The organism is Burkholderia sp. BCC1988 (assembly GCF_905339895.1).
GTDB lineage: Bacteria > Pseudomonadota > Gammaproteobacteria > Burkholderiales > Burkholderiaceae > Burkholderia.
This window is the reverse complement of sequence record NZ_CAJPHA010000005.1, coordinates 116,933-131,509: the sequence shown is the minus strand read 5'-3', so window position 1 is coordinate 131,509 and position 14,577 is coordinate 116,933. Positions and strand designations below refer to the sequence as shown.

At 68.7% G+C, this 14,577-nt stretch carries 16 protein-coding genes; 9 read left to right on the top strand and 7 right to left on the bottom strand.

The window, feature by feature from the left end:
- Positions 1-74: 74 nt before the first annotated feature.
- Together U4012_RS08925 and U4012_RS08920 are read left to right on the top strand one after the other, a co-directional pair.
- Positions 75-1,382 (top strand): MFS transporter, encoded by a 1,308-nt coding sequence (locus tag U4012_RS08925; RefSeq protein WP_044848509.1) that lies wholly within the window; start codon positions 75-77, stop codon positions 1,380-1,382.
- Between the two features lies 1 nt (position 1,383).
- Positions 1,384-2,514 (top strand): amidohydrolase family protein, encoded by a 1,131-nt coding sequence (locus tag U4012_RS08920; protein ID WP_044848510.1) that lies wholly within the window; start codon positions 1,384-1,386, stop codon positions 2,512-2,514.
- 29 nt (positions 2,515-2,543) lie between these two features.
- Here the strand turns inward: U4012_RS08920 and U4012_RS08915 are convergent, their stop codons facing one another.
- The 3 genes from U4012_RS08915 to U4012_RS08905 all read right to left on the bottom strand — a co-directional run bounded on the left by U4012_RS08915 (position 2,544) and on the right by U4012_RS08905 (position 3,964).
- Complete coding sequence (locus U4012_RS08915; RefSeq protein WP_044848511.1) at positions 2,544-3,020, bottom strand: SRPBCC family protein; 477 nt, start codon at positions 3,018-3,020, stop codon at positions 2,544-2,546.
- A gap of 118 nt (positions 3,021-3,138) precedes the next feature.
- A complete protein-coding gene (locus U4012_RS08910; protein ID WP_321797813.1) occupies positions 3,139-3,624 on the bottom strand; it encodes an SRPBCC family protein in 486 nt (161 codons plus the stop codon).
- Positions 3,587-3,964 carry an ArsR/SmtB family transcription factor gene (locus tag U4012_RS08905; RefSeq protein ID WP_124529217.1) on the bottom strand — a complete coding sequence of 126 codons (378 nt, stop codon included), beginning with the start codon at positions 3,962-3,964 and terminating at the stop codon, positions 3,587-3,589. The genes U4012_RS08910 and U4012_RS08905 overlap by 38 nt, the downstream gene beginning before the upstream one ends.
- A gap of 195 nt (positions 3,965-4,159) precedes the next feature.
- Here U4012_RS08905 and U4012_RS08900 point away from each other — a divergent pair, with 195 nt between their 5' ends.
- On the top strand, positions 4,160-4,690 hold the full coding sequence (locus U4012_RS08900) for a GNAT family N-acetyltransferase (RefSeq protein WP_321797810.1): 531 nt from the start codon (positions 4,160-4,162) through the stop codon (positions 4,688-4,690).
- Between the two features lie 170 nt (positions 4,691-4,860).
- Complete coding sequence (locus U4012_RS08895; RefSeq protein WP_124486102.1) at positions 4,861-5,439, top strand: hypothetical protein; 579 nt, start codon at positions 4,861-4,863, stop codon at positions 5,437-5,439.
- A gap of 31 nt (positions 5,440-5,470) precedes the next feature.
- Here U4012_RS08895 and U4012_RS08890 read toward each other — a convergent pair whose 3' ends face one another.
- Complete coding sequence (locus U4012_RS08890) at positions 5,471-6,055, bottom strand: TetR/AcrR family transcriptional regulator (protein WP_321797807.1); 585 nt, start codon at positions 6,053-6,055, stop codon at positions 5,471-5,473.
- 337 nt (positions 6,056-6,392) lie between these two features.
- Between U4012_RS08890 and U4012_RS08885 the strand changes: the two genes are divergently transcribed.
- Positions 6,393-7,097: an SDR family oxidoreductase gene (locus U4012_RS08885; protein ID WP_321797805.1), complete on the top strand. Its 705-nt coding sequence runs from the start codon at positions 6,393-6,395 to the stop codon at positions 7,095-7,097.
- A gap of 58 nt (positions 7,098-7,155) precedes the next feature.
- On the opposite strand, the gene fabV is transcribed toward U4012_RS08885, so the two are convergent.
- The gene (gene fabV, locus U4012_RS08880) at positions 7,156-8,358 is read right to left on the bottom strand and encodes an enoyl-ACP reductase FabV (RefSeq protein ID WP_124529225.1); all 1,203 of its coding nucleotides are present in this window, start codon (positions 8,356-8,358) and stop codon (positions 7,156-7,158) included.
- Between the two features lie 206 nt (positions 8,359-8,564).
- On the opposite strand from fabV, the gene U4012_RS08875 reads away from it, so the two are divergent.
- From U4012_RS08875 to U4012_RS08860, 4 genes are all read left to right on the top strand, one after another.
- Entirely contained in the window at positions 8,565-9,098 is a 534-nt protein-coding gene (locus tag U4012_RS08875; protein ID WP_059448975.1) for a GbsR/MarR family transcriptional regulator, read from the top strand.
- Positions 9,099-9,239: 141 nt separating this feature from the next.
- Positions 9,240-10,493 (top strand): SDR family oxidoreductase, encoded by a 1,254-nt coding sequence (locus U4012_RS08870; RefSeq protein ID WP_321797800.1) that lies wholly within the window; start codon positions 9,240-9,242, stop codon positions 10,491-10,493.
- Positions 10,490-10,960, top strand: a complete 471-nt coding sequence (locus tag U4012_RS08865) for a DUF2269 family protein (protein ID WP_124666353.1) — start codon at positions 10,490-10,492, stop codon at positions 10,958-10,960. The genes U4012_RS08870 and U4012_RS08865 overlap by 4 nt, the downstream gene beginning before the upstream one ends.
- A gap of 141 nt (positions 10,961-11,101) precedes the next feature.
- Positions 11,102-11,725: a glutathione S-transferase gene (locus tag U4012_RS08860; protein WP_321797798.1), complete on the top strand. Its 624-nt coding sequence runs from the start codon at positions 11,102-11,104 to the stop codon at positions 11,723-11,725.
- A gap of 66 nt (positions 11,726-11,791) precedes the next feature.
- Here U4012_RS08860 and U4012_RS08855 read toward each other — a convergent pair whose 3' ends face one another.
- Both U4012_RS08855 and U4012_RS08850 read right to left on the bottom strand, forming a co-directional pair.
- Positions 11,792-13,195, bottom strand: coding sequence for a serine hydrolase (locus tag U4012_RS08855; protein WP_321797796.1), 1,404 nt, complete (start codon positions 13,193-13,195; stop codon positions 11,792-11,794).
- A 203-nt stretch (positions 13,196-13,398) separates the two neighbouring features.
- Positions 13,399-14,574: a hypothetical protein gene (locus U4012_RS08850; protein ID WP_321797794.1), complete on the bottom strand. Its 1,176-nt coding sequence runs from the start codon at positions 14,572-14,574 to the stop codon at positions 13,399-13,401.
- Positions 14,575-14,577 lie beyond the last annotated feature (3 nt).

Below are 14,577 nucleotides of genomic sequence, written 5' to 3'. Positions count from 1 at the left end.
TCCATCGAACGAACAAAAGGCGTCCTGCCCGTGCGATCGCGCGGGCGCGTAGCGCCGTATCCACGGAGACAACCATGACATCCGCTTCCCCGGCGCTGGCCGCCGATCGCGAAACCGACGCGTCGATCGAGCAACGGGCCGTGCGCAAGGCCGCGTGGCGTTTCATTCCGCTGCTCGCGCTCGCGTACTTCTTCAACTACCTCGACCGCACGAGCGTCGGGTTCGCGGCGCTGACGATGAACCGCGATCTCGGCTTGACCGCGACGCAGTTCGGCTGGGGCGCGGGGATCATGTTCGCCGGCTATTGCGTGTTCGAGGTGCCGAGCAATCTCGCGCTGTATCGCTTCGGCGCGCGCCGTTGGCTCGCGCGCATCATGATCACGTGGGGGCTGATGGCGGCGGCGACCGCGCTCGCGACCGGGCCGACGAGTTTCTATGCGATCCGGCTGCTGCTCGGCATCGGCGAAGCCGGGTTCTTTCCGGGCGTGATCTTCTTCCTCGCCGTGTGGTTTCCGGCGAGCTACCGCACCCGCGTGCTCGCGTGGTTCACGGTGTCGACACCGCTGTCGTCGCTGATCGGCGGCCCGTTGTCGACGTGGCTGCTGCAGCTCGACGGCGCGCTCGGCCTTGCGGGCTGGAAGTGGATGTTCATCGTCGAAGGGCTGCCCGCGTGCGCGCTCGGCTTTTTCGTGCTGAAGCTGCTGTCCGATTCGCCCGCGGATGCCGCGTGGCTGTCGAGCGACGAGCGCGCCGCGCTGCAGCGCGCGTTCGAGCGCGAAGGCGCGGCCGCCGGCCGCAAGAAGCACTTCGGCGTCGCGCTGCGCGACGTGCGCGTGTATGTGCTCGCGCTGATCTCGTTCGGCTTCACGATGGGTTCTTACGGGATCGGCATCTGGTTGCCGCAGATGCTCAAGGCGCACGGCATGTCGACGATGCAGACGGGCTGGCTTTCCGCGGTGCCGTATTTCTTCGCGACCGTCGCGCTGCTGTGGTGGGCGAAGCGGGTGGACCGGCGCGGCGGCCCGGTCGCGAACCTGGCGATCGGGCTGGCCATCGGCGCGGTGGCGCTCGGTGTGTCGACCCACTTCCTGACGCTCGGGCCCGCACTCGTCGGCATCACGCTCGCGCTGATCGGCACGATTGCCGGCCGCACGATCTTCTATACGCTGCCTTCGCGCTTCCTGTCCGGCCAGGCGGCGGCCGGCGGGCTCGCGCTGATCAATTCGATCGGCGCGCTCGGCGGATTCGCGGGCCCTTATCTCGTCGGCTACCTGAAGGACGGCTTCGGCACCTTCACGGCCGGGATGCTCGGCCTCGCGATCGTGCTGGCGATCACGACGCTGCTCACGCTGTCGCTGTACGCATTCGACCGGAGCGAATGACATGGATGCGACCATTTCGATCAAACGACGCCGGTTGCTCGGTGCGGCCGCCGCATCGCTCGCGCTCCCTGCATGGGCCGATACGCGCGCGCCGGCTGAAAACGGACCCTCCCGCATGACGACCCAAGGCAACTATCTCGCAGTGCGAAGCGACTGGCTCGCATCTGCGCTCGAACCCGCACTCGATCCGGATCTGCCGATCGTCGATGCGCATCATCACTTCTACGAGCGGCCGGGCTGGATCTACATGCTCGACGACTATCTGCAGGACGCGCGATCCGGCCACAACGTCCAGGCATCCGTCTACATGCAGGCGCTGACGCGCTATCGCGACGCGGGCCCGGCCGAACTGAAGCCGGTCGGCGAGACGGCCTACGTCGCCGGCGTGACGGAGCCGCTGCAACGCAGCGGCCCGGCCGTCGCGAAAGGCATCGTCGGGCACGCGGACCTGCGGCTCGGCGAGCGCGTGCGCGACGTGCTCGAAGCGCATGTCGACGCGGGGCGCGGACGCTTTCGCGGCGTTCGACACCTGAGTACCTGGGATGCCGATCCGTCGCTCGCCAACCCGTTGTCGGCGGTGCCGCGCGGGCTGTTGCTCGACCCCGCGTACCGGGCCGGCGTCGCGCAGCTCGCGCCGCTCGGACTGTCGTACGACGCGTGGCTGTTCTTTCCTCAATTGCCCGAGCTGTTCGATCTGGCGAAGGCGAACCCCGACACGCGGATCGTCGTCAATCACTGCGGCGGCGTCGTGCGGATCGCGAGCTACGCGGACCAGCGGCCGGAAGTCTTCCAGCGCTGGTCGGCGTCGATGCGCGAACTCGCGCAGCTGCCGAACGTATTCGTGAAGGTCGGTGGCCTCGGCATGCGGATCAACGGGTTCGATTTCGAGAAGGGCACGCGGCCGCCGTCGTCCGAACAGCTCGCCGCCGCGTGGAAGCCGTGGATGCTCACGTGCATCGAGGCGTTCGGCGCGAAGCGCTGCATGTTCGAGAGCAATTTTCCGGTCGACAAGGGCTCGTATTCGTACGTGAACGGCTGGAACGCGTTCAAGCGGCTGACCGCACACGCGAGCCCGGACGAGCGCGATGCGCTGTTCCGCGGGACCGTCTCGCACGCGTACCGGCTCGGTTGACGCGTACCGCGCACGTCGCGTCGCGCTGGCTAGCCCGTCTCGACCAGCGCCGCCAGCCGGGCGAGCGCCATGCGCCAGCCGGTCTCGTTGTCGGCCGCCGGCACGCCGGGCGGCACACCGTCGTGCACCGCGTCGACGCGTGTGCCGCCAGCTTCGTCGGACAGCGTGATCGTGATCGTCATCGCGCCGCGCAGCATCGGATCGTCGGTTTCGAACACGTCGATTTCGACGATCCGTTCGTCGGGCACGAGCGTCACGAAGCGGCCGTGATAGGTGTCGGTGTGCGCGGTGGTCTTGCCGGTGCCGTCCGACGGTTCGTCGTAGCTCAGCGACACGCGCAGCGCGCCGCCTTCGCGCGCGTCGTAGGCGAGCACGCGGCACGTCATGCCGTCCGGCACCTTCCATTGTTCGACGGCGTGCGGATCGAGCAGCGCGCGATAGACGCGCCCGCGCGGTGCGTTCAGGTGCCGGCTGACCCGGGTCGAATGCGTGTGCATCTGCAGCATGTGGCCTCCCGCGGAGCGCGCGCGACGGTGCACGCCGGATGCCGGCGTGTCGTCACGCTTCCTTCAGGAATCCTAGGCGCGCGCGCGGCGGCATGCAATGGCCCGCGCACGTGCGTATTCAGCGCAATGCGGACGCGAATTCGTCGAGCTGCGTGATGCAGGTGTTCCAGCCCTCGAAGAAGCCGAGGGCCTCGTGGCGCTCGCGCGTCGCGGCGTCGGGATGCATCACGCGCGCGTCGTAGCGGCAACCGGCGGCGTCATCCGCCATCGTGATGATCGCCGTGAAGCCCAGCCACGGCACCTGCGGCCGCCAGCCGCCCGCGAGCATCGACGTGAACGCGATGCGCGCTTCCGGCACGATGTCGAGGAAGCACCCGGGGTTGTCGCTCGTGCCGCCGTCGGGGCCGCGCATGAACGTGTGGAAGGCGCCGCCCGGGCGCAGGTCGAACGCGCGGACTTCGGTGGTCCACGGTTTCGGGCACCACCATTCCTTCAGCAGTTCGGGATCGGTCCACGCGCGCCAGAGCGCCTGGCGCGGCGCATGCAGCGTGCGCGTGATGACGAGGTCATGAGCTTCGGCGGGGTCGACGTGGCGGGTTGACATGCGCGTGCTCCTCCTGGTGACGGCGTTCGACGAATTCCACGAGACGATCGGCGCGCGCTTCCCACAGCGCGCGCTGCGCGGCGAGCCACTGCTCGGCTTCGGCCAGCCGGCCGCCGACCAGCTCGCAGGTGCGCGTGCGGCCGGTTTTCCGGGTCGTGACGAGGCCGCTGCGCTCGAGCACCGCGACATGCTTCATCAGCGACGGCAGCGCCATGTCGAACGGCGCGGCCAGTTCCGAAACGGTCCGCACGCCGTTGCCGAGCGCGCTGACGATCGCGCAGCGCGTCGGATCGGCGAGCGCCTGGAATACGTCGGTGATGCCGGGTTCAAAGTTAGCCATGCGGCTAAGTATAGGCAATGCAACGAGAATTTTCGTCGCTTAGGATGATGGGGTGGTAACACGCGCCGACCGGGCCGGGCGTCGTGTTGCCGGGCATCCGCCGCCGTTTCGCATGTATCAGCAACACGGCGGCATTCCATTCGATCCGGGCGCACGTCGGCCGAACGCGTGCTCCGCCTGATTTCCGGAGAGGGTATGACAGAACCTGTGACCGTCCGCCGTGTCGACGCGAGCGAAGCCCGCGCCTGCATCGACGCGCTGGCCGACGTGCTGATCGATTGCGTCGAAGGCGGCGCGTCCGTCAGCTTCATGTTGCCGATCGAACGCTCGACGGCCGTCGCGTTCTGGACGCGGGTGGCCGACGGCGTCGCGAGCGGCGAGCGCATCCTGCTGATCGCCGAGGACGCGGCCGGCCGGATCGTCGGCACCGTACAACTCGTGACCGCGCAGCCGGAGAACCAGCCGCATCGAGCGGACCTCGCGAAGATGCTCGTGTCGCGTCGTGCGCGCCGGCAGGGCGTCGCTGCGCGGCTGATGGCGGCTGCCGACGACGCCGCGCGCGCCGCCGGCAAGACCGTGCTCGTGCTCGACACCGTGACGGGCGGCGATGCCGAGCGCCTGTACGAGCGGGCCGGCTGGCAGCGCGTAGGCGTCGTGCCGAACTATGCGCTGATGCCCGACGGCGCGTTGTGCGCGACGACGTATTTTCACAAGCAGCTCGCGTAACGGGGCCGGATGCGGTCGCGATCCGGGTCGCGACCGGCGCGCATGCGCGGCGGCGCGGCAGTACCGCCGCCGGAAGCCGGGCGAACCAGAAAAGCCGGCCGGCGCCGCCGCGGCTCCGATATATTCGTGCTGGAACACGTCACCGCCACGCCAACGGAATTGCCGCCTCGATGAAACGCTCCCGTATCGCCTTCGCCCTCACGGGCCTGCTCGTCGCGGTGCCGATCGCCGCCTACGCGCTCGTCAAGCCGCTGCGCGTCGTCGCGCCCGCGCTGCTGCCCGGCGTGTCATGCCCGAGCGCGGACATCTGCACCGACGATGCCGCGAAGCTCGGCATCGCGCAGCAGCTCTATCGCGACGGCTACGCGCGCGCGGCCGCGGCCGTCGGCCCGTTTCGCGACGCGCCGCGCGTCGTGTTCTGCTCGACGCGCGCGTGTGCCGACCAGTTCGGTCTCGGCGAACGCGCGGCACTGACGCTCGGGGATTTCGGCGTAGTCGTCGCGCCGCGCGGCTGGCAGACCTACTTTCTCGCCCACGAGCTGATCCACCACCGGCAGGCCGAAGTGCTCGGCAACCTCGCGGTCGCGACCAAGCCGCGCTGGCTGATCGAGGGGATGGCGTATGCGTTGAGCGACGATCCGCGTCATCCGCTGACGGAGCCGTTCGAGTCGTGGCGCACGCAATTTGCAGCGTGGCATGCGGCGCTCGGCCAGCGGCCGTTGTGGGACGCCGCCAGGGCCGTGCAATAGCGACCGCGCGCGACCGGCGCCCGTCGTGCCGCTACGCCGGTACGGCCGGATCGTCGGGCTGCGCGCCGAGCGTGCGCCGACCCGCGTCGAGGATCTCGTCGGCCAGCGCCGGATCGGTGCCGGCGATCGCGCGCGACAGCACGAGCGCACCGACCATCTGGCTGAAGGCGGCGATCGCGTCGCGGCGCGTGTCCGCCGCGGCCGAGCCTTCGGCGGCCACCATCCGTTCCAGCCGGTCGAGATACGCGGCGACGCCGTGCGCGTAGCACGCGCGCGCCGCGTCGGTCAGCCGGGGGGCATCGCCTGCGAAACCCGACAGCGGGCAACCGGCTTCGACGTTGTCGCGATGCGCGGCCGACAGGTACGCCGTCGCCTGCTTCGCGACGCTGACGGCGTTCGGTGAATCCGCGCGGTCCTGGATGGCTTTCTCCATCACCGCGGCGACCAGCGCATCCTTCGATTTGAAGTGGTTGTAGAAGCCGCCCTGCGTGAAGCCGGCTTCCTTCATCAACTCCGTCAACCCCACCGCGTCGACGCCGCGCACCCGGAACAGCCGCTCGGCGGCCGCGACGATCGCGTTGCGGTTTTCGGCGGCCTGTTGTCTCGAGACGCCCATCGATCCCTCCCTCATTCCGGCAATTGCGTCGATTGAAAAACACAATGGTGATCGCCATTGACGTGTCGAAATCGCGCTGACACAATGCATCGCAAAGACAATGGTGATCGACATTGACATCGAGTGTAGCCGACTTCACGAATGAAGCGAAGCGACCGGCGCGGCACGGATGGATATCGGTCCCGGTGCGGCGTGGCGTGGGCGGCGGACTGCGCGGCTTCCGGCACGGCACCGGCGGAGCAACGGTTCGGTCCGCGATGGCGGCGTGGTTTATCACCGGATCCCGGGCGCGCGGCGAACCGGCGCGAGCGGGATCCTTTCTCCGAAAGGAACGAGCATGAAGATCGAAGGTGCAGTGGTGTTCGTCACGGGCGCGAACCGCGGGCTCGGCCGCGAGTTCGCGAAGCAGGCGCTCGAACGCGGGGCGCGCAAGGTCTATGCGGGCGCGCGCGATCCGGCCAGCGTGACGCTGCCGGGCGTGGTGCCCGTGAGGCTCGACGTGACCGATCCGGCGACGGTCGCCGCGGCCGCCGATATCGCGCGCGACGTCACGCTGCTGATCAACAACGCGGGCATCGCGCGACTCGGCAGCCTGACCGACGACGGCGCGCTCGACGCGTTGCGCGATCACTTCGAAACCAACGTGTTCGGGATGCTGGCGATGTCGCGCGCCTTCGCGGGAACGCTGGCCGGCCACGGCGGCGGCGCGATCCTGAACGTGCTGTCGGTCGCGAGCTGGGTGAACCGGCCGATCCTGTCGGGCTACGGCGTGTCGAAGTCGGCCGCGTGGGCGCTGACCAACGGGCTGCGCCATTCGCTGCGCGAACAGCATACGCAGGTCGTCGGGCTGCATGCGGGGTTCATCGATACCGACCTGACGGCCGGCCTCGACGTGCCGAAGGCCACGCCGGCCGACGTCGTGCGCCAGGCGTACGACGCAATCGAAGCAGGGGAGGAGGAAGTGTCGACCGACGAGTTCACGCGGCAGGTGAAGGCCACGCTGTCGTCGGGCGTCTATCTGGAAGAGCCGGCGCCGCGTTGACTCGGCCGGCAGCGCGACCCCGCCGCCCGCTCGATGAGCGCGGCGGCGGGGCGTTTCGTCAGACCGTCGTGTCGATGATGCCCGGGATCTTCACGTCCGGGTTCACGTCCGCGTCGTAGTCGACGCCGGCGATCTCGAAGCCGAACAGGCGCAGGAATTCCGTCTTGTAGCCCGCGAAGTCGGTCATTTCGTACAGGTTCTCGTTGGTGACCTTGTCCCACATCGCGACGACCTTGTCCTGCACTTGCGGGTCGAGCTCCTTGTAGTCCGCGCGCAGACGGCCTTCCTCGTCGATGTGCGGCGTCGCGCCGTACAGGCTGTCCTTCAGGAGCCCGTACACCTGCTCGATGCAGCCTTCGTGCGTGCCCTTTTCCTTCATCACCTTGAACAGCAGCGACAGGTAGAGCGGCATCATCGGGATCGCCGAGCTCGCCTGCGTGACGACGGCCTTCAGCACCGACACGCGCGCGTCGCCGCCATGCGCGGCCAGCTTGTCGCGGATCGACAGCACCTTCTTGTCGAGATCCTTCTTCGCTTCGCCGATCGAGCCGTTCCAGTAGATGTCGTGCGTGATCTGCTCGCCGAGATACGTGAACGCGGTCGTCTTCGCGCCGTCGGCCAGCACGCCGGCTTCATCGAGCGCGTCGATCCACATCTGCCAGTCCTCGCCGCCCATCACGGCGACGGTGCCGTCGATCTCTTCCTGCGTCGCCGGCTCGAGCGACACTTCGCGGATCACTTCCTTGTCGGTGTCGAGGCCGCGGAACGTGACCGACTTGCCGACCGGCTTCAGCGTCGAGCTGATCGTTTCGCCCGTCTTCGGGTGCGTGCGGCGCGGTGCCGCGAGGCTGTAGACGACCAGGTCGACCTTGCCGAGATCCTGCTTGATGGTGTCGATCGTGATCTGCTTGACCTTGTCGGAGAAGGCGTCGCCGTTGATGCTGCGCGCATAGAGCCCCTTTTCGGCGGCGAATTTCTCGAACGCGGCGCTGTTGTACCAGCCGGCGGTGCCCGGCTTCGTTTCGCTGCCGGCGCGCTCGAAGAACACGCCCAGCGTGTCCGCGCCCGAGCCGAAGGCGGCCGAGATCCGGGCGGCGAGGCCGTAGCCGGTCGACGCGCCGATCACGAGCACCTTCTTCGGACCGTTGGCGATCGGGCCGTGCGAAGTCACGTAGTCGATCTGTTCCTTGACGTTGGCTTCGCAGCCGACCGGATGAGTCGTCACGCAGATGAAGCCACGCACGCGCGGTTTGATGATCATGGGAGAACCTCTAGTCAGAAAGGCGCGGACGGCCTGAAATCGGAAAAATCCCGCGCATTGTAATGGAAGCGGGCGCAACGGCGGGAAAGGCGAGCCGTGGCCGCGGTCGCAGTCGCCCGCGGGCGGGACCGTCGAGGCAGCCATTCGCGTCGCCGCCCGTTATTTCTCTCTTGACAGAAATAACTGAAAAAACTAAATTCCCCGACATGAAACTCACACCGATTGCCGAACGATTCATCCTCCACTGGGGCGAAATGGGCTCGCGCTGGGGCGTCAACCGCACGGTCTCGCAGATTCACGCGCTGCTGTACCTGGCCGGCCGGCCGGTTGCGGCCGACGAGATCGCCGAGACGCTCAACGTCGCGCGTTCCAACGTCAGCACGAGCCTGAAGGAACTGCAGGCATGGCGGCTCGCGAAGGTCGTGCATGTGCTGGGCGACCGGCGCGACCACTTCGAGACGTCGACCGACATCTGGGAACTGTTCAAGCTGATCGTCGAAGGGCGGCGGCAGCGCGAGATCGAACCGACGCTCACGGTGCTGCGCGATTGCCTGACGAGCCCGGAGATCGCCGACGAGAGCCGCGAAACCGAACAGCGCATCCGCGACACGCTGCAGTTCGTCGAGACGCTCACGACCTGGTCGGACGAGATGCTGCGGCTCAAGCCCGACACGCTGATGAAGGCGCTCGGCATCGGCGCGAAGATCAGCCAGACGGTCAGGCGCAAGTCGTCGAAGTAAGCGGTACCGGACGTGCGGGCACGCAGCCCGCTTTTTTTGGAAGTGAAATTTCTGTCTTTACAGAAATAACTGTAGATAGAGGACGAAAATGAACAGGGCATCGCGATCGATCCGCCGGCATGCCGCACCGTGGAGTGCGACATGAACATCCTCGTCTGCGGCGCGAACGGCTTCATCGGGCGGGCGCTGGGCGCGCGGCTCGAAGCCGGCGGCCATCGCGTGCTGCGCGGCGTGCGGCATGCGGTCGGCCCGCACGACGTCGCGATCGACTTCACGAAGGACGTCGATCCCGATGCGTGGCTCGCCCGGCTCGACGGCGTCGACGTGGTGATCAATGCGGTCGGCATCCTTGCGGACCGGCGTGACGCGACGTTCGACGCCGTGCATCGCGCGGCGCCCTGCGCGCTCTTCACCGCGTGCTGTCGTGCCCGCGTGCGACGCGTGATCCAGATCTCGGCGCTGGGCGTCGAGCGCGGCGACACGCCGTATTTCGCCAGCAAATACGCAGCCGACACCTTCCTGCGGACGCTGCCGCTCGATTACCGGATCGTGCGCCCGGCGCTCGTCTACGGCGCTTCCGGCACGTCGGCACGGTTCTTCCGGATGCTCGCGAGCCTGCCCGTGCACGCATTGCCGGCGGGCGGCCATCAGCGGCTGCGCCCCGTGCACATCGACGATCTCGCCGAACTCGTCGCGCGGCTCGTCGATGCGCCGGCGGCCGGCAACCCGGTCATCGACGCGGTCGGCGGCGACGAAGTCGAGTATCGCGAGATGCTGAGCGTCTATCGCGCCGCGCTGGGCTTCCCGCCGGCGGCGCGCATCGCGCTGCCGGGCCCGCTGGTCGGTGCGGCGGCCGCGCTTCTCGGCACGCTGCCGGGCGCGATGCTGACCCGCGACACGTGGACGATGCTGCGCGGCGGCAACACCGGCGATCCCGCGGCGCTCGCGGCCGTGCTCGGCCGGCCGCCGCGCGGGCTGCGGCATTTCATCGGCGCGGACGCGCCCGCGCTGCGCCGCGACGCGCTCGCGATGTGGCGGCGGCCGCTGCTGCTGGGCGCGCTCGCGATCGTCTGGATCTGGACGGCCATCGTCAGCGCATTCATCCATCCGCGGCACGACAGCCTCGCGATGCTCGCCCGCGCGCACCTGACTGGCTTGCCCGCGCTGATCGCGCTCTACGCGGCCTGCGCGCTGGACTTCGCGTTCGGCGTGGCGACCGTCGTCGCGCCGTCCCGCCGGCTGTGGGCCGCGCAGGGCGCGCTGATCGTCGCGTATTCGGCCGTCATCGCGGTCACGATGCCCGGCCTGCTCGCCGAGCCGTTCGGCCCCGTGCTCAAGAACGTGCCGATTCTGGCGATCCTGTTGATCCTCTTTTCAGAAGAAGAACACGCATGAACACCTATCTCGTGATCAAGACGCTGCATATCCTGTCCTCGGTGCTGATGGTCGGCACGGGTTTCGGCACCGCGTTCTACCTGTTCTTCGCGAACCGCACGCGCTCGGTGCCGGCGATCGCCGCCGTGTCGCGCCTCGTCGTGCGCGCGGACTGGTGGTTCACGACGCCGGCCGTGCTGTTCCAGCCCGCATCCGGGCTGTGGCTCGCGCATACGGCCGGCTGGCCGTGGACGACGCCGTGGCTGGTCGCGTCGATCGTGCTGTATGCGGTCGCGGGCGCGTGCTGGCTGCCGGTCGTATGGCTGCAGATCGAACTGGCCGCGATGGCGAAGCTCGCGCATGCGAACGGCGATGCCGCGCTGCCGGAACGGTACTGGCGCTATGCGAAGCGCTGGGAGCTGCTCGGCTATCCGGCGTTCTTCGCGATGCTGAGCGTTTATTTCCTGATGGTGCTCAAGCCGATGTGAGCGAGGCAGTGGGGCCTGCAACGGCGATTTCGCCTGACGCGCTGTCGATTCTCGCGGGCTCGTGTATAACTTCGACGGGAGCGCGTCCGGGCCGTGTCGCGCCTCCCGAACGCTTCGCATTCGACCTCACAAGGAGCCTGCATGCTGCACATCCTCGGCAAGATCCCGTCCATCAACGTCCGCAAGGTGCTGTGGCTGTGCACCGAACTGAACCTGCCGTTCGAACAGGAAGACTGGGGCGCGGGCTTTCGCACGACCAACGACCCGGCCTACCTCGCGCTGAATCCGAACGGCCTCGTGCCGGTCATCAAGGACGACGACTTCGTGTTGTGGGAGTCGAACACGATCATCCGCTATCTCGCGAACCGCTATGGCGGCGACGCGCTCTATCCGGCCGAGCCGCAGGCGCGCGCGCGGGTCGATCAGTGGATCGACTGGCAGGGCACGGACCTGAACCGCTCGTGGGTCGGCGCGTTCCTCGGCCTCGTGCGCAAGTCGCCCGATCACCAGGACCCGGCGGCGATCGCGCAGTCGATCGCGGGCTGGACGAAGCACATGCAGATACTGAACGCGCAGCTCGAAGCGACCGGCGCGTTCGTGGCCGGCGACCGCTTCACGCTCGCGGACATTCCGATCGGCCTGTCGGTGAACCGCTGGTTCGGCACGCCGTTCGAGCATCCGGATTTCCCGGCAGTGAAGCGCTACATCGAGCGCCTGGCGACGCGCGAAGGTTTCAAGCAGTACGCGGGCAGCGCGAACCCGTAACGCATCGCATGTCGCGCGCGGCGCGGCGGCGTGATTTGCCGCCGCATCGCCGCCGCGCCGCGGCCGTCACGAGCCCGATGCCGGTACGGCCTCGAGCACGCGCGCGAGAAACGCCTCGTGATTCCATGCGGATTCCGGCCGCGACAGCCCGAGCCGCACGACCACCAGCTCGCGGCTCGGCACCACGCTCACGAACTGGCCTTCATGGCCGACCGCATGAAACGCGTCGACGGGCAGCGGGCTCGCGTGCGCATCGCGATCGTTGAACGGCTCCGGCACCTTCACCCACAGATGCGCGCCGAATTCCTGGCGCGTCGACAGCGGCGTCGCGCGCGTCAGGTAGCGCACCCAGCCTTGCGGCAGCAGCCGCTGCCCGTTCCACACACCGTCCTGCCGCAGAAGCTCCCCGAAGCGCGCCCAGTCGCGCGCGCTCGCATACATGAACGACGCGCTGCCGAGCGTGCCGGCCGCATCGGGCTCGAACACCGCGCTGCGCATGCCGAGCGGCGCGAACAGCGCGCGGCGCGGAAACGCGAGGTAGTCGCCTTCGCTGCCGCCCATCGCCTCGCGCATCACGCGCGCGACGATCGCGCTCGTGCCGCTCGAGTAGTACCACTGCGTGCCGGGCTGCGCGGCGAGCGGCATGGCCGACGCGAAACGCGCGGTGTCCGGCTGCGTGAACAGCATCACGGCGACGTCGGACAGCGGGTCGTCGTAGTCCTCGTTGAATTGCAGGCCGCTCGTCATCCGCAGCAGCTCGTCGAGCGTAATCGCCGCGCGTGGATCGCCGCTGTCGCGCCATTCGGGCAGCAGCGCCGACGCGTCCGGCGACAGCTTGTGCTGAGCGACGAGCATGCCGGCCAGCGCGGCCGTCACGGTCTTCGTCATCGACCAGCCGGGCAGCGGCGTGTCGGCCGCGAAGCCGGGTGCATAGCGTTCGGCGATCACCTGGCCGCGCCACATCACGACGACCGCGCGGGTGCGCCGCGGCCGCGCCGGATCGGGTTCGTCGAACGCGCGGTCGAGCGCGGCCTGCAGCTTGCGCGCGTCGATGCCGGCGGGCGGGTCGGCCGGCGCCGCTTCGTGCGCGGGCGGCGGATCGGTGGCGGGCGGTAGCGCGGCCGGCAGCCCGCCGGGCGACGGTCCGAGCGCGAGCGTGCAGCCGAGCCCGGGCCGGAAGTCCGCCTCGCGTTGCGCGAACCCGGCGAAGGTCGCGACGGCACGATGATGCTCGGGATCGATCGACGGACGCACCAGCTTCAGCAGCGGATGCACGCCGGCCATGATGTCGACGTCGATCACCGACGCGGCCGGACGGCCCGACACGAACACGCCGGAACACAGCGCCTTCGCGGCATAGCCCGTCGCGATGGGCGCGAGCCGCGACAGCATGTAGCCGGCGTAGCCGGCCGCGGCGACGAGCGCGACGGCGGCACCGCGCAGGATCAGCGATTTGAAGGGGATCGTCATGCGCGAGCGTCCTCGGTGGCGTGCCGGCCGGCAACGATGGCAACGATCCGGCAGTGTCGCAGGTTCGCGCGAGCGGTGGCAATCGTGGGGGCGGGTGACGCCGGGCGGCGTCGGTCAGGCGGCATGGTGCCCGGCGTCTGCGAATCGCATGTGTCGATCGCGCAGGTTCGAACGGGCCGCACGCGGCCCGTTCGCGGGATGCGTCATTGTGCGTTGTCGTTGTCCGAACGCAGTGTCCAGACCGTCGCGGTATTCGTGTTGTCGTCGACGGCCGCGAATTCCGGCTGGCCTTTGCTGCCGCGCCCGAACGCGAGCCCGAATGCCGCGCCCGGCACGGTATCGACCTGCATCTGCGCGACGAAGCGCCCGTCCACCGTGAATTCGACGATCTCGCTCGGTTGCAGCGGGTCGGGGTTGACCGCGTCGCCGTTCGCGGTCACGAGATGGCCGTTCGGCGCGAGCGCCAGCGCGAGCGGGCCGTGCAGGTGAGCCGCATCGAAGTAGATCATCCGTCCGACGCCGCCGTTGCGATTCGTCGTCGCGGCATTCTGGATCGCGAACACCGCGTTGTCGCCGGTCGAGGCGACATACAGGACGTCGATGTCGGGATCGTACGCGAGGCCGGTCGGGCCGACGACGAGCGCAGCGGGATCGGTCCGGTTCACGTAGCCCGATGCGATGATCTGCGAGCCCGGCAGCATCCTGACGCCGTCGCTGCCGATCATCAGCTCGATCCGTGCGACCGTCCCGTTCAGCACGTTCGACACGAACGCGGTCACGCGCTGGCCGCGGTCGATCACGGTCATGTCCCACGGTCCGTCGAGCAGTGTGCTGCTCGACAGTTGCGTGACGAGATTGCCTTGCGGACCGATGACGAGCAGCGAGCCCGGGGGGACCACGGTCTTGCCGTCCGGTGCCGGCACGTTGCCGACCAGCACGAAGCCGCTGCGCAGCACCGCGAGCGCGGTCGTCAGGCCGACATTGCTGCCCTGGAAGAACGTTGCCGGCGTCTTGCCGGGCGACAGCTTGACGACCGTCGTGCCGGTGCCTTGCGTGTTCGATGCCGCGTTGAAGTTGGATACGACGACGTCGCCCGGTTTCAGCGTGCTCCAGCTCGGCACGCCGCGCGGCACGAACGCGATGCCGTACGGATTGACGTCGCCGTTGGCGGGCACGGTCGACGCCGTGACCGACGAAACCGGCAGGATCGAATTGCCGCCGCCGGCCCACGCGAAAGCCGACGACAACGCGATCAGCCCCGCGCCGCAAGCCGCGCGGCATAGCGTGCGCGCCATCGTGCGGCAGGCGTGGGCGAGGATCGGCGGATGAACGGCAAACACGGGCGGGGCGGGCGAACGACAGGAGGGGAGAGGGTCCATGGC

Excerpts from the sequence above, each read along its gene's own strand:
- U4012_RS08875 (WP_059448975.1), top strand. The coding sequence starts at position 8,565 with ATGAAACTCACACCGATTGCCGAACGATTCATCCTCCACTGGGGCGAA.
- U4012_RS08885 (WP_321797805.1), top strand. The coding sequence starts at position 6,393 with ATGAAGATCGAAGGTGCAGTGGTGTTCGTCACGGGCGCGAACCGCGGG.
- U4012_RS08905 (WP_124529217.1), bottom strand. The coding sequence starts at position 3,964 with ATGGCTAACTTTGAACCCGGCATCACCGACGTATTCCAGGCGCTCGCC.
- U4012_RS08900 (WP_321797810.1), top strand. The coding sequence starts at position 4,160 with ATGACAGAACCTGTGACCGTCCGCCGTGTCGACGCGAGCGAAGCCCGC.
- U4012_RS08865 (WP_124666353.1), top strand. The coding sequence starts at position 10,490 with ATGAACACCTATCTCGTGATCAAGACGCTGCATATCCTGTCCTCGGTG.
- U4012_RS08870 (WP_321797800.1), top strand. The coding sequence starts at position 9,240 with ATGAACATCCTCGTCTGCGGCGCGAACGGCTTCATCGGGCGGGCGCTG.
- U4012_RS08925 (WP_044848509.1), top strand. The coding sequence starts at position 75 with ATGACATCCGCTTCCCCGGCGCTGGCCGCCGATCGCGAAACCGACGCG.
- U4012_RS08860 (WP_321797798.1), top strand. The coding sequence starts at position 11,102 with ATGCTGCACATCCTCGGCAAGATCCCGTCCATCAACGTCCGCAAGGTG.
- U4012_RS08890 (WP_321797807.1), bottom strand. The coding sequence starts at position 6,055 with ATGGGCGTCTCGAGACAACAGGCCGCCGAAAACCGCAACGCGATCGTC.
- U4012_RS08895 (WP_124486102.1), top strand. The coding sequence starts at position 4,861 with ATGAAACGCTCCCGTATCGCCTTCGCCCTCACGGGCCTGCTCGTCGCG.
- U4012_RS08855 (WP_321797796.1), bottom strand. The coding sequence starts at position 13,195 with ATGACGATCCCCTTCAAATCGCTGATCCTGCGCGGTGCCGCCGTCGCG.
- U4012_RS08920 (WP_044848510.1), top strand. The coding sequence starts at position 1,384 with ATGGATGCGACCATTTCGATCAAACGACGCCGGTTGCTCGGTGCGGCC.
- U4012_RS08850 (WP_321797794.1), bottom strand. The coding sequence starts at position 14,574 with ATGGACCCTCTCCCCTCCTGTCGTTCGCCCGCCCCGCCCGTGTTTGCC.
- U4012_RS08915 (WP_044848511.1), bottom strand. The coding sequence starts at position 3,020 with ATGCTGCAGATGCACACGCATTCGACCCGGGTCAGCCGGCACCTGAAC.
- U4012_RS08910 (WP_321797813.1), bottom strand. The coding sequence starts at position 3,624 with ATGTCAACCCGCCACGTCGACCCCGCCGAAGCTCATGACCTCGTCATC.
- fabV (WP_124529225.1), bottom strand. The coding sequence starts at position 8,358 with ATGATCATCAAACCGCGCGTGCGTGGCTTCATCTGCGTGACGACTCAT.